The 18,078-nt window shown below is 68.4% G+C and carries 19 protein-coding genes; 10 read left to right on the top strand and 9 right to left on the bottom strand.

Annotation, left to right across the window (positions count from 1 at the left end; all coding sequences use genetic code 11):
* The first annotated feature begins 81 nt into the window (after window positions 1–81).
* Entirely contained in the window at window positions 82–1,446 is a 1,365-nt protein-coding gene (gene der, locus ACT4N3_RS04865) for a ribosome biogenesis GTPase Der (RefSeq protein WP_444854083.1), read from the top strand.
* Window positions 1,447–1,558: 112 nt separating this feature from the next.
* Window positions 1,559–1,987 carry an Hpt domain-containing protein gene (locus tag ACT4N3_RS04860; protein ID WP_444854082.1) on the top strand — a complete coding sequence of 143 codons (429 nt, stop codon included), beginning with the start codon at window positions 1,559–1,561 and terminating at the stop codon, window positions 1,985–1,987.
* On the opposite strand, the gene ACT4N3_RS04855 is transcribed toward ACT4N3_RS04860, so the two are convergent.
* From ACT4N3_RS04855 to ACT4N3_RS04815, 9 genes are all read right to left on the bottom strand, one after another.
* Window positions 1,984–3,258, bottom strand: a complete 1,275-nt coding sequence (locus ACT4N3_RS04855; RefSeq protein ID WP_444854081.1) for a DUF418 domain-containing protein — start codon at window positions 3,256–3,258, stop codon at window positions 1,984–1,986. The two genes, ACT4N3_RS04860 and ACT4N3_RS04855, sit on opposite strands and share 4 nt — an antisense overlap.
* Window positions 3,255–4,577, bottom strand: coding sequence for a hypothetical protein (locus ACT4N3_RS04850; protein ID WP_444854080.1), 1,323 nt, complete (start codon window positions 4,575–4,577; stop codon window positions 3,255–3,257). The genes ACT4N3_RS04855 and ACT4N3_RS04850 overlap by 4 nt, the downstream gene beginning before the upstream one ends.
* Before the next feature lie 90 nt (window positions 4,578–4,667).
* Complete coding sequence (locus tag ACT4N3_RS04845) at window positions 4,668–5,351, bottom strand: nitroreductase family protein (protein WP_444854079.1); 684 nt, start codon at window positions 5,349–5,351, stop codon at window positions 4,668–4,670.
* Window positions 5,352–5,399: 48 nt separating this feature from the next.
* Window positions 5,400–5,879 (bottom strand): bacterioferritin, encoded by a 480-nt coding sequence (bfr, locus tag ACT4N3_RS04840; RefSeq protein ID WP_444854078.1) that lies wholly within the window; start codon window positions 5,877–5,879, stop codon window positions 5,400–5,402.
* A 293-nt stretch (window positions 5,880–6,172) separates the two neighbouring features.
* Window positions 6,173–6,343 (bottom strand): (2Fe-2S)-binding protein, encoded by a 171-nt coding sequence (locus ACT4N3_RS04835; RefSeq protein WP_444854077.1) that lies wholly within the window; start codon window positions 6,341–6,343, stop codon window positions 6,173–6,175.
* Window positions 6,344–6,388: 45 nt separating this feature from the next.
* Window positions 6,389–6,805 carry a hypothetical protein gene (locus ACT4N3_RS04830; RefSeq protein ID WP_444854076.1) on the bottom strand — a complete coding sequence of 139 codons (417 nt, stop codon included), beginning with the start codon at window positions 6,803–6,805 and terminating at the stop codon, window positions 6,389–6,391.
* Between the two features lie 60 nt (window positions 6,806–6,865).
* On the bottom strand, window positions 6,866–7,342 hold the full coding sequence (locus tag ACT4N3_RS04825) for a hypothetical protein (protein WP_444854075.1): 477 nt from the start codon (window positions 7,340–7,342) through the stop codon (window positions 6,866–6,868).
* Window positions 7,343–7,378: 36 nt separating this feature from the next.
* Window positions 7,379–9,640 (bottom strand): phosphoribosylformylglycinamidine synthase subunit PurL, encoded by a 2,262-nt coding sequence (gene purL, locus ACT4N3_RS04820; RefSeq protein WP_444854074.1) that lies wholly within the window; start codon window positions 9,638–9,640, stop codon window positions 7,379–7,381.
* 94 nt (window positions 9,641–9,734) lie between these two features.
* Complete coding sequence (locus tag ACT4N3_RS04815) at window positions 9,735–10,112, bottom strand: hypothetical protein (protein WP_444854073.1); 378 nt, start codon at window positions 10,110–10,112, stop codon at window positions 9,735–9,737.
* Between the two features lie 162 nt (window positions 10,113–10,274).
* On the opposite strand from ACT4N3_RS04815, the gene ACT4N3_RS04810 reads away from it, so the two are divergent.
* The 8 genes from ACT4N3_RS04810 to mraY form a co-directional block, all read left to right on the top strand.
* Window positions 10,275–10,535 (top strand): hypothetical protein, encoded by a 261-nt coding sequence (locus ACT4N3_RS04810; RefSeq protein ID WP_444854072.1) that lies wholly within the window; start codon window positions 10,275–10,277, stop codon window positions 10,533–10,535.
* Window positions 10,536–10,813: 278 nt separating this feature from the next.
* On the top strand, window positions 10,814–11,272 hold the full coding sequence (locus ACT4N3_RS04805; RefSeq protein WP_444854071.1) for a division/cell wall cluster transcriptional repressor MraZ: 459 nt from the start codon (window positions 10,814–10,816) through the stop codon (window positions 11,270–11,272).
* Window positions 11,269–12,228: a 16S rRNA (cytosine(1402)-N(4))-methyltransferase RsmH gene (gene rsmH / locus ACT4N3_RS04800; protein WP_444854070.1), complete on the top strand. Its 960-nt coding sequence runs from the start codon at window positions 11,269–11,271 to the stop codon at window positions 12,226–12,228. Before ACT4N3_RS04805 ends, rsmH begins: the two co-directional genes overlap by 4 nt.
* A complete protein-coding gene (locus ACT4N3_RS04795) occupies window positions 12,225–12,884 on the top strand; it encodes a hypothetical protein (protein WP_444854069.1) in 660 nt (219 codons plus the stop codon). The genes rsmH and ACT4N3_RS04795 overlap by 4 nt, the downstream gene beginning before the upstream one ends.
* Window positions 12,884–14,578 (top strand): peptidoglycan D,D-transpeptidase FtsI family protein, encoded by a 1,695-nt coding sequence (locus tag ACT4N3_RS04790; protein WP_444854068.1) that lies wholly within the window; start codon window positions 12,884–12,886, stop codon window positions 14,576–14,578. The genes ACT4N3_RS04795 and ACT4N3_RS04790 overlap by 1 nt, the downstream gene beginning before the upstream one ends.
* Window positions 14,578–15,993, top strand: a complete 1,416-nt coding sequence (locus tag ACT4N3_RS04785) for a UDP-N-acetylmuramoyl-L-alanyl-D-glutamate--2,6-diaminopimelate ligase (protein ID WP_444854067.1) — start codon at window positions 14,578–14,580, stop codon at window positions 15,991–15,993. Before ACT4N3_RS04790 ends, ACT4N3_RS04785 begins: the two co-directional genes overlap by 1 nt.
* Window positions 15,990–17,366 (top strand): UDP-N-acetylmuramoyl-tripeptide--D-alanyl-D-alanine ligase, encoded by a 1,377-nt coding sequence (locus tag ACT4N3_RS04780; RefSeq protein ID WP_444854066.1) that lies wholly within the window; start codon window positions 15,990–15,992, stop codon window positions 17,364–17,366. The genes ACT4N3_RS04785 and ACT4N3_RS04780 overlap by 4 nt, the downstream gene beginning before the upstream one ends.
* Window positions 17,366–18,078 (top strand): phospho-N-acetylmuramoyl-pentapeptide-transferase (gene mraY / locus ACT4N3_RS04775; protein WP_444854065.1); only part of this gene is annotated, 713 nt, incomplete at its 3' end. The genes ACT4N3_RS04780 and mraY, both read left to right, overlap by 1 nt.

Genomic DNA, 18,078 nt, shown 5'->3' with positions numbered 1-18,078 from the left:
CCCCCTCACGTAGCGTCAGGTTCGTCAACTTCCGGCGCCGATATGATTGACCCGCGCCGCGCCAGCGGCCAACCCGCCGCAATGGCAAGGCCGCTCCCAATCGTCGCGATCGTCGGCCGGCCGAATGTCGGCAAATCGACTTTGTTCAACCGGCTCGTCGGCCGCAAGCTGGCGCTGGTCGACGACCGGCCGGGCGTGACGCGCGACCGGCGCGAGGGCGACGCGAGCCTGCTCGGGCTCGAATTCCGGGTGATCGACACCGCCGGCTATGAGGACGAGGACCCGGCGACCTTGCCCGGACGGATGCGGGCGCAGACGACCGCCGCGGTCAGGAGCGCGGACGCCGCCCTGTTCCTGATCGACGCGCGCGCCGGGGTGACGCCGCTCGACGAGGAGATCGCGCGCTGGCTGCGCTCGGAGGCGACGCCGGTCATCCTCGCCGCCAACAAGGCCGAAGGCCGGGCGGGCGAAGCGGGCGTGCTGGAGGCCTATGCGCTCGGCCTCGGCGAGGCGATCCCGATCAGCGCCGAGCACGGCGAGGGCGTGATCGATCTGTTCGAGCACCTGCGGCCGCATGTTGAACGCGACGAGGCGGAGGATGAAGATGCGGCGGAGGAGGGCGAAGGGCCGCTCAAGCTGGCGATCGTCGGCCGGCCCAATGCGGGCAAGTCGACTTTGATCAACCGGATGCTCGGCGAGGATCGGCTGATCACCGGGCCGGAGGCGGGGATCACCCGCGATTCGATCGCGATCGACTGGAGCTGGCGGGCCAAGGATGGGACCAGACGCCCGGTGCGGCTGATCGACACGGCGGGGATGCGCAAGAAGGCGAAGGTCGACGACAAATTGGAAAAGCTTTCGGTCGCCGACGCCCGCCGGGCGGTCGATTTCGCCGAGGTTGTCGTGCTGCTGCTCGACGGGGCGCGCGGGCTGGAGGCGCAGGACCTGAGGATCGCCGACGCGGTGCTGCAGGAAGGCCGGGCGCTGATCGTCGCGGTCAACAAATGGGACGTGGCGGAGCATGCCTCCAGCCTGTTCAACGGCATCAAGGCGGCGCTCGAGGAAGGGCTGAGCCAGGTCCGCGGGCTGCCGGTGCTCACCGTCTCGGGCAAGACCGGCAAGGGGCTGGACACCCTGATCGGCGCGGCGTTCGAGCTGCGCGACGCCTGGTCGCGACGGGTGTCGACCGGCCAGCTCAACCGCTGGTTCGAGACGGCGGTGGAGAAGAACCCGCCGCCCGCGCCTGGCGGCAAGCGGATCAAGCTTCGCTACATCACCCAGGTCGCCGCCCGGCCGCCGAGCTTCGTCCTTTTCGGCACCCGGGTGGACCAGTTGCCGGATTCCTATCTGCGCTATCTCATCAACGGGATCAGGCGCGAACTGGACTTCGGCTCGGTGCCGGTGCGCCTGCAGGTCCGCGCGGCGCGCAATCCCTTCGATCGCTGACGGCGGGTTAACCAAGTTTCGCGAAACATTACGGCAAGTTGGGAGGGCGGCGTCAACCCGCCCTTTACTTTCGAGCGCGTAGACTAGCGAGCGGACAGGGAAGGACCGGACAGTGGACGAAGCGGCCGACGGCGTGGTCGATTGGGGTGAATTCTCGCGCCTCAGGGCCGAGCTCGGCGCGAATTTCGTCAGGATCCTCGGTTATTTCCGCGAAGATGCAGAGAAGGCGGTCGAGGCGATCGCGCTGGCGATGCAGAATCGCGACGCCGCCGCGCTCGTCCTGCCGGCGCACAAGGTCAAGGCGGAAGCGCGGCAGTTCGGCGCCGAGGCGCTCGCCAACCTCGCCGAAGAGATCGAGGATGGCGGCCGGCACGCGCTCGAGACCAAGCTGTTTCCCGATCATCTGCTGCCCCAGGTCGCGCAATTGCGGCCCCTCTACCGGCAAACGATCGACGCGCTGGAGGAGGCGACCAACCCGCTCGCCCAGCGCCACCCGGGCGCCTCGCGCGCGGCCAGCAACCAGGGCTTCGGACGGCTCTAGCCTGAAGCGGTCGCCGGCTCCCGGCGGCGCATCGGCTGGAGCTCGAGGCGCGAGAGGCTGCGCCACAGCCATTCCAGCGGGCCGTAGTGGAACCGTTCGAGCCAGGGCTTCGACCAGAGCAGCATCAATACCCAAACACCGAGCACCGGCAGCCAGAGCTCGATCCGGCTCAGTTCGCCGAACAGGCCGAAGCCGTAGCCGTAGAACAGGGTCGTCATCAGGATCGACGTGCCGAGATAGTTGGTGAAGGCGGCGCGGCCCGCCGCCGCGATCCGCTCGGCCAGCCAGCCGCCGTTGCGGGCGGCGAGGACGATCAGGGCGGCATAGGCGATGACGATGAAAGGACGGAAGGGGGTCTGGGCGCTGAACGCCGCGATCACATTCTGGGCCGCGAACCCGCGGCTCCACAGCAGCCAGGCGATCAGGACATAGGCCGGGATCGCGATTCCGAGCCCGATCGCCGCAACCCGCCAGTAACGCGCCGGCGCCCATTGCCCGCGGAAGAAGCCGCTCTTCAGCGCCGCCATGCCGAACAACATATAGGCCAGCGTTTCCCAGCCGAAGAACAAGGTGCTGGTGAACGGCTCGGCGCCGCGCTCGACCAGCCGGTCATGGACCTGCTCCGACCAGGGACCGAGGAAATGGGCGAGCTTCTCGCTGATTGCCGCCGGGCCCGGCGCGCCGAACATCCCGCTCATCTCGGGCCATTGCCGCACCGCTTCCGGATCGGGATTGGACGCCGCCGCGGCGGCCGACAAAGTGAAGGCGCCGAAGGCGAATCCGGCCATCATCAGGCATTGCGCCAGCACAAGCATCGCACCCCAGATGAGGAGCGCGCGGACCGCCAACCGGCGGAAGAAGAAAAGCAGCAGCCCGATCAGGGCGTAATGCGAGAGGATATCGCCGAACCAGATCAGGTAGAAATGGATCAGGCCGAAGACGAGCAGCCAGAACATCCGCGCATAATGGATGCGCGCCGCGGACAGCCCGGCCGCCTCCGCTTTCTCGATGACGAGCAAAGTACTGGCCCCGAACAGGAAGGAGAAGAGACCGCGCATCTTGCCGTCGACAAAGACGAAGTTGAACGCCCAGGAGGCGAGGTCGGCGGCGCTTTCCGTCCCATAGGCCATCGGGTTGAAATAGGCCTGGAACGGCATCGCGAAGGCGACGATGTTCATCGCCAATATGCCCATCACGGCGACGCCGCGGACGACGTCGAGCTGGGCGATGCGGGCGGGCGTCGCGGCGGCAGGTACGGCGCTATCGGTCATCCGGTTTCCCCTTCGCCGGCGTTCGCGGGCACCTTAGCGCGGCCGGTGTCGTCAGCCAACGGTGCGTCGCCCGGCCGGCGCGGCAGGAAGCCGAAATAGAGATCGCGGGCGGCTTCCGCCTCGGCGGTGTAGGCGGTGAGCTCGTCGGCCGCATCCTCGCGCTCCGCCTCCGCCATCGCCTCGGCGGCCAGCTCTTCCTCCTCGCTCAGCGACCGCGAATAATCGTCATCGCCGAAGCAGCCTTCCTCCGCGCCGTCGAAGTCGGGCGGTGGCGGGAAATCGGTCCGCCAGCTCTCCTCGACCTCGTCGAACCAGACGTCGCCGAGGGGGATGTCGGGACCGGCCCGATCGGGATGGCGGGCGAGATAAACCCGACGAGTCCGACAGGTGCGATAGAGGTTGCGGTCGTGAAGCGGGTCGTGCGCCGAATCGGGCCATGCGTCCTTAGGCAGCGCGTCGAGGAAGCCGGAGAGATCGGCGCGCATCCATTGCAGGTCGGTCCATTTGTCCATCGCCTGCGGATCGAGATCGTCCGTCCTGATCTCGGCGGCGCGGCCCGAATCGCGCAGGGCAATGATTTCGAGCCGCTCGATCAGCGCGCCGGCGCTCTCGATCTGGCTGCGGTCCTCCGGCTTCGGCGCGGCCGGCGCGCGCTCGGCGAGATATTGCGCCGCCTCGCCGCCGCCGCTCTCGACGATGCCGAGGAAGCGCTCCCAATCCTGGCCGATAATACGGGCGACGGCGGCGCCCTCGCCCAGCCCCTCGGCCTGGCGGTCCAGCCGGGAAAGCACCGCCATCGCGAGGCGATTGTCGTGCCGGTGGCGCTCGGCGACCAGCTCGCCATCGCGGTAGAGCCGGTCGATGCAACCGTTCAATGCGCGCGACATCAATTCGTCGCTCATCCGCGCGCGGGCGAGCAGCAAGGCGGCGTCCCAGGCGAGCAAGAAGGCGCGCGCCTCCGGCCGGTTGCGAAAGGCGTAGACCGTGTCGCGGCAGACTCCCGCCGCGCGGGCCGCGTCGGCGACGACGCCACAGGCGGCGAGGATGTCGAGGAACAGCCGCTGCCGGTCCGGCGTGAAGCCGTCATGGCGGATGGCGCGGCCACGCGCGTCGGCGGTCAGCGGCTCGTAGCTCTCCGACAGGCGTGCCGAGACAAGCTCGGGATCCCGGCCGTCGCGCACAAGCGTGTCGCGCCGGTCAGGGCCGGCGACGTCCGCATCGCCGTCACGAATTGGACGGTCGGGATCGGGGAAAGGAACGGGCTCATCGGTCGCCGTTCCGGACGAATCGCGCCGTGCGCGAATATGGTTCTGTTCCATTTGGCATTATGAACCATATCGGCACTCATGTAGGAAAGCGCTTTTTGTGGGCGGGCGGCACGGAGCCGAATGAGCCCGGCGGCTCAACGGTCAAAGCCAGCTCGAAATCCGGTCGAGCGGCTTTTTGACGAGGGCGTGTTCCGGCACGGTCGCATCGGGCGCGGGGCAGCCGGCGACGATCACCATCAGCGGCTTCTCATGCGTCGGTCGGCCGCACAGCCGGTTCAGGAAACCCATGGGGTTCGGCGTGTGGGTGAGGGTCGCCAGGCCCGCCTCGTGCAGGGCGAGCAACAGGAAGCCGCAGGCGATGCCCACCGACTCGGTGACATAGTAATTCTGCTTGAGATCGCCGGGATGGAGGCCGCCCTTGCGCTGGCCGAACACGACGATGTGCCAGGGCGCGACCTCGAGATAGGGCTTGTTCTCGTCGGTGCCGAGCGGCGCGAGCGCGTCCAGCCATTCGTCCCCCGCCTTGCCCGCGTAGAAGGCGCGCTCCTCGGTCTCCGCCGCCTCGCGCAACTGGCGCTTGAGGTCGGGCGAGGAGATCGCCGCGAAATGCCAGGGCTGGTGATTGGCACCCGACGGCGCGGTGCCGGCGGCGCGAATGGCATATTCGATGACCTCGCGCGGGACCGGGTCGGCCGAGAAGAAGCGGCATGTGCGCCGCGACGCGATCCGCTCGTAGAAGCCGCGGGCGCGGTCGATCATCGCATCGGGCGGGCAGGCGGGAGGTCCGGACCAGGGGACGGGACGATAAGGAGTGGCTTCGCTCATGGCCGCGTGATGCGGCAAAAAGGCGGGCGGCGGAACCTTCCGCGCGTCTTATTCCTCCGCCGGCTTGGACTGGAGCTGGATGTAGTTCTGCAGGCCCATCTGCTCGATCATGTCGAACTGCTGCTCGAGCGTGTCGACATGATCTTCCTCATTCTCGAGGATGTCGACGAACAGGTCGCGGCTGACGAAATCGCGGACGCTCTCGGCATGAGCGATCGCGCCGCGCAATTGCTCCACCGCCTCGCGCTCCAGCTCGAGATCGGCGCGGAGAATCTCCTCCACCGTCTCGCCGACCCGCAGGCGGCCCAGCATCTGCAGATTGGGCAGCCCCTCCAGGAACAGGATGCGCTCGGCGAGCCGGTCGGCATGCTTCATCTCGTCGATCGATTCGTGCCGCTCATAGTCGGCGAGCCGCTTGACGCCCCAATTGTCGAGCATCCGGTAGTGCAGCCAATATTGGTTGATCGCGGTGAGCTCGTTCTTCAGCGTCTCGTTGAGATGCTGGATGACCTGATCGTCGCCCTTCATCGCGGCCTCCTGTTCGGCTACGGGCTATAACGCCCTGGACGACAAAAAGCACCGCGAAAAATGGCGGAAAACCGGGAAAAATTGCGCGAGACTGCGAGTCAGTCGCAGTGCGAATGCGTTGCAATCGAAGGCTAGGGTCCGTCTTCAATACCGCGAAGCGGCGGGCGGCTTTTGCGCCAGGGCGGCGTCGCTCGTCGGTCACGATGCGTCAGCATCGCTCCGCTCCTCGCTCCTTGCCCTGACCCAAAATCCACTCCGTCACGGCCGTTGCCGGTATTGAAGACGGACCCCTATCAGGCGGCGGAGCGCTCCGCGGCGATGATATCCCGGGCGAAGGAGAAGCACTGGCCGCAGCGCGGCTTGGCGCCGTAGCAGCGATAGGCCGTGGTCGGGCATGAGGCGCCGTCGCGCGCCGCCTGGCGGACCTGGGTCTCGCGAATCGCGTTACAGACGCAAACGATCATGGCGATTGATATAACCGATAATGCGACTGGTTCGCAATAGCGATTTCAGCCTTCGCGCAATTCCCTGCGGATCACCAGCTTGAGGCCGGACCAGGTTTCGTCGATGGCGCAGACCTTGATGTCGACCAGGCCGGTGGGAAGCGCGACCTCGCGGATCACGTCTTCGGTGATGTCGGTCGGCACGCGCGACGCCTTTTTCGGCCAGGAGATCCAGAGGAAGCCGTCGGGCGCGAGCAGCGGGCGCAGGCGGGCGATCGCGGACTCCAGATCGGCGCGGCTGGTGACGAAGACATGAGCCGCGTCGAGCGGCGGCTCGTGCCAGATCAGGCGCTGGAACTGGTAGCCGTGGGATTCGATCTCAGCCCGGATGGCGGGGGGCATGTCCTCCCACCAGACGCGCAGACCGTCCTTGAGGCTGAGCTTCCGCGCCAGCGGCGTGCCCGAATAACCGGCGTTCGCCATGTTGTCCTCCGCCCGTCAACATGCCGTAACGAACCGAGAAATCAATGTGGCAGGCGTCGATCAGGTTTCGGATGAATGGCCGGCTGGTCGGCGGAAATGGCGGCTGGCGATGAGGGCGATCGGCAGGCCGACCAGGACGATATGGCAGAAGAGCTGGGTGATCGTGCCGCGCGGGCTCGGCGGGAAGGCGCCCTCGAAGCGCAGCGGCACGACGACGAGGTTCATCACCACATAGGTGGCGAGGCCATAGAGCGTGCCCCAGAGCAGCGGCTTCTCACGCAGCGCGGCGATCCCTCCAGCCGCGGCGACGTAGATCGCGACCATCACCGCCATGATCGCGAAATGCACCGCGAGGCCGAGCGCCGCGCCGGCCGCGCCCCATTCGCTCGCGGCCGGAAACGGGCCCGAGGCGACGAACCGGAGCATGGCTGCGGGACCGCGGCCGAAGATCAGCGACAGGATGGTTGCGGCGAGGATGTCGAGCGTGCCGGCGACCAGGGTGGCGACCAGGATCGGGCGGGAGAGGGAAGCGGCCAATGCACTCACTCCTTCAGCCTGGCCGAGCCCGGGATTTCAGGCGGCGATGCCATCGCCCATCAGTTTTGGGAAAAAGCTCTCGTGCGCAACACGCAAGTCGGCGAGCGTCACGGCATGATCGCCGTCCGGCAGCTCGAAGATCAGCCGGCCGCCGCCGGTGCGGCCGATCGCGGCGACCTCGACCCCCGCGGCATGGGCGCGGGCGAGGAAGGTGAGCAGGCAATTGTCGCAGACGGTGGCGACATAGACGCCCTGATCCTCGGCGAACCAGCCGGAAGCGCCATAGGGGGCGGGGCCGTTGATCAGCGCGCCGACATTGCCGGCGAGCGCCATCTCGGCGAGCGCGACGGCGAGGCCGCCGTCCGAAACGTCGTGACAGGCGGTGATCGCGCGGCCGGCGATCGCGGCGCGGACGAAGCCGCCGGCGGCGTGCTCCTCGTGCAGGTCGACCGTGGGCGGCAAGCCGGCCTCGGCGCCTTCGCGGCCGTGGACCTCGCGCAGCCAGAGCGACTGGCCGAGATCGCCGCGCCGGTCGCCGATGACGACGATCACGTCGCCCGGCCCCTTGAAGCCGATGCCGACACTTTTCTCCCAGTCCTTGAGCAGGCCGACGCCGCCAACCGCGGGGGTGGGCAGGATGGCGCTGCCGCCGCCGCCGTCTGAGTCCTTTGGGGCCTTGCTCCCGTTGTAGAGGCTGACGTTGCCGCTCACGATCGGGAAGTCGAGCGCGCGGCAGGCCTCGCTCATGCCTTCGAGGCAGCCAGTGATCTGGGCCATGATTTCGGGGCGCTGCGGATTGGCGAAGTTGAGGCAGTTGGTGACGGCGAGCGGGGTGGCGCCGACCGCCGAGAGGTTGCGCCAGGCTTCGGCGATCGCCTGCTTGCCGCCCTCACGCGGGTCCGCATAGCAATAACGCGGCGTGCAATCGGTGGTCATCGCCAGCGCCTTGCCGGTACCGTGGACGCGGACCACGGCCGCATCGCCGCCCGATTTCTGGACCGTGTCGGCGCCGACCTGGCTGTCATATTGCTCCCAGATCCAGCGCCGGCTGGCGATGTCGGGCGACGCCATCAGCTTCAGGAGATCGGCGGCGATGTCGGTGCATTCGGGCACATCGCCGAGCGGCTTCACGCCGGCCCAGGCCTTATACTCTTCCGGCGAGACATAGGGGCGGTCGTAAAGCGGCGCCTCGTCGGCGAGCGGGGCGAGCGGGATGTCGCAGACCGTCTCGCCGTTGAACCTGAGCATCATATGGCCGGTGTCGGTGACGCGGCCGATCACCGCGAAATCCAGCTCCCATTTGCGGAAGATCGCCTCGGCCTCGGCCTCGCGGCCTGGCTTCAGGACCATGAGCATCCGCTCCTGCGATTCCGACAGCATCATTTCATAGGGCGTCATCCCCTCCTCGCGGCAGGGGACGGCGTTCATGTCGAGCTCGATCCCAACCCCGCCCTTGCTGGCCATTTCGACGCTGGAGGAGGTGAGGCCGGCCGCGCCCATGTCCTGGATGGCGACGATCGCGTCCGAGGCCATCAGCTCGAGGCAAGCCTCGATCAGCAATTTCTCGGTGAAGGGGTCGCCGACCTGGACGGTGGGGCGCTTCTCCTCGCTGTCCTCGCCGAAATCGGCGCTCGCCATGGTCGCGCCGTGGATGCCGTCGCGGCCGGTCTTCGAGCCGACATAGACGATCGGATTGCCGACGCCCGAGGCGGCCGAATAGAAGATTCTGTCGGTCTCGGCGACGCCGACGGTCATCGCGTTGACCAGGATGTTGCCGTCATAAGCGGGGTGGAAATTGACCTCGCCGCCGACGGTCGGGACGCCGACGCAATTGCCGTAGCCGCCGATCCCGGCGACGACGCCGGCGATCAGGTGACGCATCTTCGGATGGTCCGGCCGGCCGAAGCGGAGCGCATTGAGGTTCGCCACCGGCCGCGCCCCCATGGTGAAGACGTCGCGCAGGATGCCGCCGACGCCGGTCGCGGCGCCCTGATAAGGCTCGATATAAGAGGGGTGGTTGTGGCTCTCCATCTTGAAGATGGCGGCCTGGCCGTCGCCAATGTCGATCACGCCGGCATTCTCGCCGGGGCCGCAGATCACCCAGGGCGCCTCGGTCGGCAGCTTCTTCAGGTGGATGCGCGAGGATTTGTAGGAGCAATGCTCCGACCACATCACCGAGAAGATGCCAAGCTCGGTGAGGTTGGGCGCGCGGCCGAGCGCGTGGAGGACGCGCTCATATTCCTCGGGGGAGAGGCCGTGCTCGGCGACGATTTCGGGCGTGATCGGGGATTCGGCCATATGCGGTCCCGTAGCGGTGACGCGCCGCGCCGCCTAGCGGCATGAAAAAGGCCGGCCCGGATCGCCGGACCGGCCCTCGTGGCGATCGGAACAATCAGATGTGGCAGGCGACGTTGTTGTGGCCCGGCGCGGTGATACGGACATTGTTGCCGTTGCCGCTGACCGAATAGCCCGGCGCGATGAAGGGCGGCGCCCCGTTGGTCGAGGTCAGCGAAGTCGGCGAGCCGGTCTGCTCGGTGCGGATCGTCGCCGTATTGTCGCTGTAGAAATCGACGTAGAACAGGCTGTTGTCGCTGCAGCGATAGGTTTTGCTGGCGGAGACCATCGGCGGCGGCGCGACCGGCGCGGCGTTCTTCAGCGCCTCGGCCTGCGGATCGTATCTGTTGGTACCGATAACCTCGGGCTCGTTGTTGCACGCGGCCAGGGCGATGGAGGCCGCGGCGGTGGCGGCGAGGAGGAATGTCTTGTTCATGTCTTGCCCTTCGTTAACGCGACGCGACCCGTCAAGCTTTCAATTGTGACTGGTTCGCAATTGCACGCCGCCATGGCGGTTCGACGAAGCGGGGCAGGGGTTCGACAAAGCGCTCCCTTGTCCCTATATCCGGCGCTGGAACAACTTTGGATCGTGGCGATAATGCAAAGAGTGCGGATCGGGCTGACCGGCCTTGCGTTCGTGTTCGTCGCCGTGCTGCTCGCCGCCGCTCTGACCAGCGCGCCAGCCGGCGAGGCGGAGATCACACCGAATTCGATCGACCGCCAGAGCGGCTTGCCGAGCATCCCGTCGGCGGCCGCGCCGGTTCTTCCGAGCGAGCCGCTCGCGGAGCTGGGCGTGGCGCCCGGCAAGGCGGACGCCAACTCGGTCACCTCGCCCGCGCCGCCGCCGGCCGCGCGGTGACTCGGAAGCTCACTTACTTATCCACAATTTGGTTGGGCATGACCGGGCGTAGAAAGAGCAAGAACAAACCAAGAAAACAGGGTCAGAAATCTCTCTAGTGGCATAAAATCCCGCACTACGGCATGAAATCCCCTTCCCATCCGGGCCCGCCTTTGTTATCCACCTCGGTCGAGCACGGGGCATTCCTGTTCATCGCCTGACGGCAACGCGGGCGCGCGGCGGCATGCGCTTCCGCGGACGGGATAGCCTTGCGGAGAGGATTTGGGGGCGACGCGGGCGTGGACTCGGAAGTCTTCCTTGGCAATGCACTGACCGCGGTCGACGCGAAGGGGCGGCTCTCCGTGCCCGCCTTCATCCGCGCCCAGATCGACCGCGTCTCCGGCGCGCGCCAGCTCTGGATCGGCGTCCACGAAAGCCTGCCCTGCCTCACCGTGCACGGGGCCGCCTACCATCGCTTCCTGCTCGACCAGATCGACGGCGATCGTTCCGACGGTGACCTCGACGATCGCGAGGACACCGTCTTCGGCATGACAGAAGACATTTCCTACGACCCCAGTGGCAGGATGAGCCTGCCGCAGATGCTGCGCGACGAGATCGGCCTGAGCGAGCTTGCCCTGTTCGTCGGCCGCCATCGCTATGTGACGCTCTGGAATCCCCACACGGCCCTCGAACATGGCGGCGAGCGGCTGAAGAAGATCGCCGCCTACCGGCTCAGGGAACGGGGGATTTCGGTATGACCGAAGCCGTCGCGCCCCACATCCCCGTGTTGCTCGACGCAGTCATCGCGGCGCTCGCCCCGGCGCCCGGCGAGACCCATGTCGACGGCACGTTCGGCGCCGGCGGCTATGCGCGGGCCTTGCTCGCCAAGGACGCCCGGGTGATCGCCTTCGATCGCGATCCCGACGCGATCCGCGAGGGCGAGCCGCTGGCCGCACAAAGCGACGGACAGCTGGAGCTGGTTCCCGAGCGATTCTCGCAAATGCGGCCCGCGCTTGCCGCGCGCGGTGTCGAGAGCGTCGATGGGGTGGCGCTCGATATCGGCGTTTCGTCGATGCAGCTCGACCGCGCCGAGCGCGGCTTCTCCTTCCAGGCCGACGGGCCGCTCGACATGCGCATGGAGCGCGGCGGGCGCAGCGCGGCCGATTTCGTCAATGGGGCGGACGAGGCGGAGATCGCCGATGTGCTGTTCCGCTATGGCGAGGAGCGCCAGTCGCGCAAGGTCGCGCGGGCGATAATCGCGGCGCGGCCGATCGAGACGACCGGGCAGCTCGCGGGCGTTGTTCGCAGGGCGCTGGGCCATCATCCGGGAATGAAGAAGGACCCGGCGACCCGCACCTTCCAGGCGCTCCGCATCCACGTGAACGAGGAATTGGCCGAGCTCGAGGGCGGGCTAGCGGCCGCCGAGCAAGTGTTGTCGCCCGGCGGCCGCCTGGCCGTGGTCACCTTTCACAGCCTCGAAGACCGGATCGTGAAGCAGTTTCTCAAGGCGCGCAGCGGCACCCTCCCGGCCGCGTCGCGCCACCAGCCGGCCGCCTCGAAGGAAGGTCCCCCCCCGACCTTCGAGGCGGTCGCGCGCCCCGTCCGCGCCGATGAGGCGGAGGTCAGCGCCAATCCCCGCGCGCGCTCCGCCACCTTGCGCGCCGCTCGCCGTACCGCCGCCCCCGCCTGGACCGAGAAAGGATCGAGCCGATGATCGCCAGGGGTTTCAAGCCCGTCGCCTGGGTCGCCGCCGTCGCCGTCCCCGCGCTCGGCTGCTACATGCTCTCGCTCAAGGTCGCGGCCGAGCGAGCTGAGCTGGCCAATATCGAGACGCGCATCCTCGCCGCCCGGCAGGACATCCGCACACTCCAGACCGAGCTGGGCACGCGCGGCCGCCTCCAGCAGCTCGAGCAGTGGAACGCCGAGGTGCTGGCGCTCGCCGCGCCCGTCGCGAACCAGTTCGTCGCCCGCGACGTCAATCTCGCCCGCTTCGACACCCGGGTGCAGGAGTTCACGCCCGCGGCGCCGGTGCAGGTCGCCGCCGCCGAAGCGCCGCGCGCGCCGAACCCGGTCGAGCTTGCGCCGCGTCAGGCCTCGCTTGAGCGGCCCGCCCCGACCGAGCGCGAGGCGGTCGTTCCCGACCTACGCCGCACAGCGCAGGCCGAGGATCGCCCCGCCGTGACGCCGCGCCGAACCGAACCGGCGACGCCGCTGGTGCGCCGCGCGAGTCTCGCCACCGAAGCGCGTCAGGCCGCGCCGCCGCCGCAACGACGCCCGGCAGCCGCGCCGCGCACCGAGCGGACTCGGCCGCTGGTCAGCGCCGAGGCGATGCGGGCGATTGGACGGCAGGCGCGGGCCGAGCGCGACTGATGGCGACACTCGCCGCCGACCTCGACCGGCGCGCGCCGCGCGGCGACGAAGGGCTGGGGCTCACCCTGACCTATCAGCGGCTCATGCTGCTGATGCTTCTCTTCGCCGGCGTCACCATGGTCGTCGTCCTGCGGCTCACTTATTTGCAGCTGTTCACCGACCGCTCCGGCGCCGGCGAGCTCACCAACCCGCTGATTCCGCCGCGCGCCGACATCACCGACCGCAACGGCATCCCGCTCGCCCGGACGATCGAGGCCTGGTCGATCGGCCTCCAGCCGCGCAACGTGATCGGCGACCGGGCGGCGCTCGCCGAGAGGCTGCACCGCCTGTTGCCACAGCGCAGCACCGCAGATTATCTCCGCATGCTCGCCTCCGACAGCAATTATGTCTATCTCGCGCGCCGCGCCCTGCCGGAAATGGTGGCGGCGGTGAACGCGCTCGGCGAACCCGGCATCATCTTCAACCGCGAGCCGGAGCGTCTCTATCCGCAGACCGCGATGGCCGGCCACATCCTGGGCTGGACCAATATGGACGGGCGCGGCGTCGCCGGCATGGAGCGGGTGCTGGAGGAGCGGCTGACCGCCCCCGCGACCCGCGGCCAGCCGGTCGCGCTGGCAATCGACAGCCGCGTCCAGGCGACGATGGAGGCGGAGCTCGCCGCCGCCGTCACCTCGATGAGCGCCGAGGGCGGCACCGGCATCGTCCTCGACGTCGCCACCGGCGAGGTCGTCGCGATGGCCTCGGCGCCGACCTTCAATCCCAACACCGTCGGTCGCGCCGATCCCAATGCGCTCTACAACCGGGCGACGATGGGCGTCTACGAGCTGGGCTCGACCTTCAAGCCGATCACCATCGCGGCGGCGATCGACGCCGGCGTGATCACCTCGATGGCGCAGCACTGGGACGCCTCGTCGCCGGTGGCGGTCGGCCGGTTCCGGATCAGCGACGATCATCCGATGGGCCGGGCGATCACCGTGCCCGAGATCCTCGTCCACTCCTCGAACATCGCCACCGCGCGGATCGCCGACGAGATGGGGATGGAGCGGATGCAGCTGCTGTTCCGGTCGCTCGGTTTCCACGAGCCGGCCCATATCGAGCTGGCGGAGCGGGCCCGGCCGCTGTGGCCGGGCGAGTGGGGCCGGGCGACGACTCTGACCACCGGCTACGGCCATGGCATCGCGGTGACGCCGCTCCATCTCGCCAGCGCCTATGCCGCTCTGGTCAATGGCGGCATCTGGCGGCCGGCGACGCTGTTGAGGGTCGCGTCAGGCCAGGCGCCGCAGGGCCGCCGCGTGTTCAGCGAATCGACCAGCGAGCGGATGCGCCAGCTCCTCAGGATGATCGTCACCAACGGGACCGGCCGGAACGCCAATGCGGAAGGTTTCCGGGTCGGCGGCAAGACGGGGACGGCCGAAAAGGTCTCGTCGGCGGGCGGCTATAACCGGCGGGTCAACGTCTCGACCTTCGCGGCGGCTTTCCCGATGGACGCACCGCGCTATGTGGTGCTGGTGATGATGGACGCGCCCCGCCCCAGCGAAGCCAATCATGGCCAGACCACCGCCGCCTGGACCGCGGCGCCGGTCGTCAGCCGGGTGATCTCGCGCGTCGGGCCGCTGCTCGGCGTCATCCCGGATCCCAATCGCGACATCGACACGTCGGCGCTCAGACCGCTGCTGGTCAGCGCGGGGGACTGATGCGCCTCGGGGCGTTGACCGGCGGCGACGCACAGCAGCGCGTCACCGGCTTCGCCATCGATCATCGCAAGATCGCGCCCGGGACGGTGTTCGGAGCGTTCAGCGGCGCCCGCTTCAACGGCGAGGACTTTATCGCCGACGCCGTGAAGGCAGGCGCGGTGGCGGTCGTCGCACGGCCGGAGGCGAGCGTCGACGGCGCGCTCCATATCGCCGCCGACGAGCCCCGACGCGAGTTCGCCCGACTGGCCGCGAGATTTTTCGCGCCGTTTCCCGAGACGCTGGCGGCGGTCACCGGTACCAACGGCAAGACCTCGACCGTCGAGCTGACGCGCCAGCTCTGGCGGATGGCGGGGCACCCTTCCGCGAGCATCGGCACGTTAGGCGTCACCACGAGCGACGAGCAGGTGACCACCGGCCTCACGACCCCAGACATCGTCACCTTCCTCTCCAACATGGCGGGGCTCGAGCGGATGGGGATCACCCATGCCGCCTTCGAGGCCTCGAGCCACGGCCTGTCGCAATACCGGACCGAAGGGCTGCCGGTGCGGGCCGCGGCCTTCACCAATTTCAGCCGCGACCATCTCGATTACCATTCCTCGATGGACGAGTATTTCGCCGCCAAGATGCGCCTGTTCGACGAGGTGCTGGGCGACGGTGGCACCGCCGTGATCTGGATGGACGATCCCAGGTCGGCCGAGGTGCTGGAGCGCTGCACAGCGCGTGGTTTGAAGACGATCACGGTCGGCCAGGCGGGCGAGACGCTGAAGCTGGTGAAGCGCGAGACGACCGCGCTCGGCCAGAAGCTGACGATCGAGGCGGGCGGCAAGACGCGGGTTGTGACGCTGGCGCTGATCGGCGCCTATCAGGCGGCAAATGTGCTCACTGCCGCCGGGCTGGTGCTGGCGACCGGCGGCGACCTGGACGACACGCTCGCCAATCTGGCGCGCGTCCATCCGGTGCGCGGGAGGCTGGAGCGCGCGGTGATCTCGAAGGCCGGGGCGCCGGTCTATGTCGACTACGCCCATACGCCGGACGCGATCGTGTCGGCGATCGAGGCGCTCAGGCCGCACACCAGGGGGAGGCTGATCGCCGTGTTCGGCGCCGGCGGCGACCGCGACCGGGGCAAAAGGGTCGAGATGGGGAGGGTCGCGGCGAAGCTGGCCGATCTCGTCATCGTCACCGACGACAATCCGCGCAGCGAGGATCCGGCCGCGATCCGCGCCGCAATCCTGGCCGGCGCTCCGGATGCGCGCGAGGTCGGCGGGCGGCGCGAGGCGATCAGAGCGGCGCTCGCGGTGGCCGGGCCGGACGACATCATCCTGCTTGCCGGCAAGGGGCATGAGCAGGGCCAGATCGTCGGCGACAAAGTGCTGCCGTTCGACGACGTGACGGTGGCGCGGGAGGAGGCGCGGTGAGCCTCTGGACATCCGAAGAGATCGCGACTGCGGTTGGAGGCGCTGCGGGTGCCGGCTTTGAAGTCAGCGGCGTCGCGTTCGATTCGCGGGAGATCGGGCCGGGCGACCTGTTCATCGCGATGAAGGGCGAGGCGACGGACGGGCATCGCTTCATCGACCAGGCGTTCGCCGCCGGGGCGGCAGGCGCGCTCGTGAGCCAGCCGATCGACCAACCGCACGTCCAGGTCGCGGACACGTTCGATGCGCTCAACGCGCTCGGCCGGACGTCGCGGGCGCGGACGCAGGCGAGGGTGATCGGCGTCACCGGATCGGCGGGGAAGACGGGGACCAAGGAGGCGCTGTTCGCGGCGCTCGACCGCTCGGCGCCGGGCCGGACGCACCGTTCGGTGAAGAGCTACAACAATCATACCGGCGTGCCGCTCTCGCTCGCCCGGATGCCCCGCGACACGAAGTTCGGCATATTCGAGATGGGGATGAATCGCGCCGGCGAGCTGGCGGCGCTGACCCGGCTCGCGCGGCCGCATGTCGCCATCGTCACCACGATCGCCTCCGCGCACCGCGAATATTTCGCCAGCGACGAAGCGATCGCCGATGCCAAGGGCGAAATCTTTCAGGGTCTGGAGCCGGGTGGGACCGCGATCGTCCCGTTCGACAGCCCGCACCGCGACCGGCTGATCGGCGCGGCGCGGCCTTATGCGGCGACGATCGTGACCTTCGGCCTCGGCGAGGGCGCGGACGTGCGCGCGAACTATGTGACGGGCGCGCCGAGAGGCGGCAGCCAGGTCACGGCGACGCTGCCTGGGGCCCAGCTCAGCTACACGATCAGCCAGCCCGGCGCGCATTGGGTGGCGAATTCGCTCGCCGTGCTGGCGGCGGTGCAGGCCGTGGGCGGCGACCTCGCGCAGGCCGGGCTCGCGCTCGCCGACATGGCTGGCCTGAAGGGTCGCGGCGCCCGGACGACGATCGCGGTGCAAGGCGGCGAGGCGCTGCTGATCGACGAAAGCTACAACGCCAATCCGGCCTCGATGGCGGCGACGCTCAAGGTGCTCGGCGATACGCCTGTGACAGGGCGCAGGATCGCGGTGCTCGGCACGATGCGGGAGCTGGGCGGGGAAAGCGCGACCTTCCACGCCGCGCTCGCCGGGCCGATAGAGACGGCGAAAGTGGACCGCGCGATCCTTGTCGGCGACGAGATGGAAGCCCTCGCGAAAGTCCTTGGCGGGACCGTGGAAATGACGCATGTGCCCGACGCGGCAGCCGCTATTCCCGTCGCCCGCGCGGCGATCGGAACGGGGGACGCCGTCCTCGTCAAGGGTTCGAACTCGATTGGCCTGTCCGCCCTCGTCGAGGCGCTGACGGGCGGGACAAACTGATGCTTCTCTGGATCGCGGAACAGCTCGGCTTCCCCGGCGTCCTGAACCTCATTCGCTATTTGAGCTTCCGTGCCGGCGCGGCGACTGCGACGGCGCTGCTGATCGGCCTCATCATCGGGCCGAAGTTCATCGGCTGGCTGCGCGTCCGCCAGGGCAAGGGTCAGCCGATCCGCGACGATGGGCCGGCCAGCCATCTTGCCAAGCGCGGCACGCCGACGATGGGCGGGCTGATGATCCTGACCTCCTTGACCGTCTCGATGCTGCTCTGGATGGACCTCCAGAACCGCATCCTCTGGGCCTGCCTGCTGGTCACGGTCGGCTTCGGCGTGATCGGCTTCATCGACGATTACGACAAGGTCAGGAAGAAGCATCATGCCGGCATTTCCGGCCGGATGCGGCTGCTGGCCGAGTTCGTCGTTGCCGGCCTCGGCTGCACGATCCTCCTCGTCGGCTCGCCGCAGGAGCTCTACATCCCCTTCTACAACGGGCCGGTCGTTTGGCTCGGGCCGTTCTACATCGCCTTCGCCGCCTTTGTGATCGTCGCCTTCGGCAATGCGGTGAACCTGACCGACGGGCTCGACGGGCTGGCGACGATGCCGGTGATCATCGCCAGTCTGGCGTTTCTCGTCATCGCCTATCTGGTCGGCAACGCCGTCTATGCGCCCTATCTCGGCATCCCGTTCGTGCCGGGAGCCGGCAACCTCACCATATT

This window comes from Sphingosinicella sp., from assembly GCF_052388015.1.
Taxonomy (GTDB): Bacteria; Pseudomonadota; Alphaproteobacteria; order Sphingomonadales; family Sphingomonadaceae; genus Allosphingosinicella.
The sequence above is the reverse complement of the archived record's forward strand: the minus strand, read 5'-3'. Positions and strand labels throughout refer to the sequence as shown.

Excerpts from the sequence above, each read along its gene's own strand:
- ACT4N3_RS04815 (WP_444854073.1), bottom strand. The coding sequence starts at position 10,112 with ATGAACAAGACATTCCTCCTCGCCGCCACCGCCGCGGCCTCCATCGCC.
- ACT4N3_RS04855 (WP_444854081.1), bottom strand. The coding sequence starts at position 3,258 with ATGACCGATAGCGCCGTACCTGCCGCCGCGACGCCCGCCCGCATCGCC.
- ACT4N3_RS04785 (WP_444854067.1), top strand. The coding sequence starts at position 14,578 with ATGCGCCTCGGGGCGTTGACCGGCGGCGACGCACAGCAGCGCGTCACC.
- ACT4N3_RS04810 (WP_444854072.1), top strand. The coding sequence starts at position 10,275 with ATGCAAAGAGTGCGGATCGGGCTGACCGGCCTTGCGTTCGTGTTCGTC.
- ACT4N3_RS04845 (WP_444854079.1), bottom strand. The coding sequence starts at position 5,351 with ATGAGCGAAGCCACTCCTTATCGTCCCGTCCCCTGGTCCGGACCTCCC.
- ACT4N3_RS04790 (WP_444854068.1), top strand. The coding sequence starts at position 12,884 with ATGGCGACACTCGCCGCCGACCTCGACCGGCGCGCGCCGCGCGGCGAC.
- ACT4N3_RS04795 (WP_444854069.1), top strand. The coding sequence starts at position 12,225 with ATGATCGCCAGGGGTTTCAAGCCCGTCGCCTGGGTCGCCGCCGTCGCC.
- der (WP_444854083.1), top strand. The coding sequence starts at position 82 with ATGGCAAGGCCGCTCCCAATCGTCGCGATCGTCGGCCGGCCGAATGTC.
- purL (WP_444854074.1), bottom strand. The coding sequence starts at position 9,640 with ATGGCCGAATCCCCGATCACGCCCGAAATCGTCGCCGAGCACGGCCTC.
- rsmH (WP_444854070.1), top strand. The coding sequence starts at position 11,269 with ATGACCGAAGCCGTCGCGCCCCACATCCCCGTGTTGCTCGACGCAGTC.
- bfr (WP_444854078.1), bottom strand. The coding sequence starts at position 5,879 with ATGAAGGGCGACGATCAGGTCATCCAGCATCTCAACGAGACGCTGAAG.
- ACT4N3_RS04830 (WP_444854076.1), bottom strand. The coding sequence starts at position 6,805 with ATGGCGAACGCCGGTTATTCGGGCACGCCGCTGGCGCGGAAGCTCAGC.
- ACT4N3_RS04850 (WP_444854080.1), bottom strand. The coding sequence starts at position 4,577 with ATGGAACAGAACCATATTCGCGCACGGCGCGATTCGTCCGGAACGGCG.
- ACT4N3_RS04835 (WP_444854077.1), bottom strand. The coding sequence starts at position 6,343 with ATGATCGTTTGCGTCTGTAACGCGATTCGCGAGACCCAGGTCCGCCAG.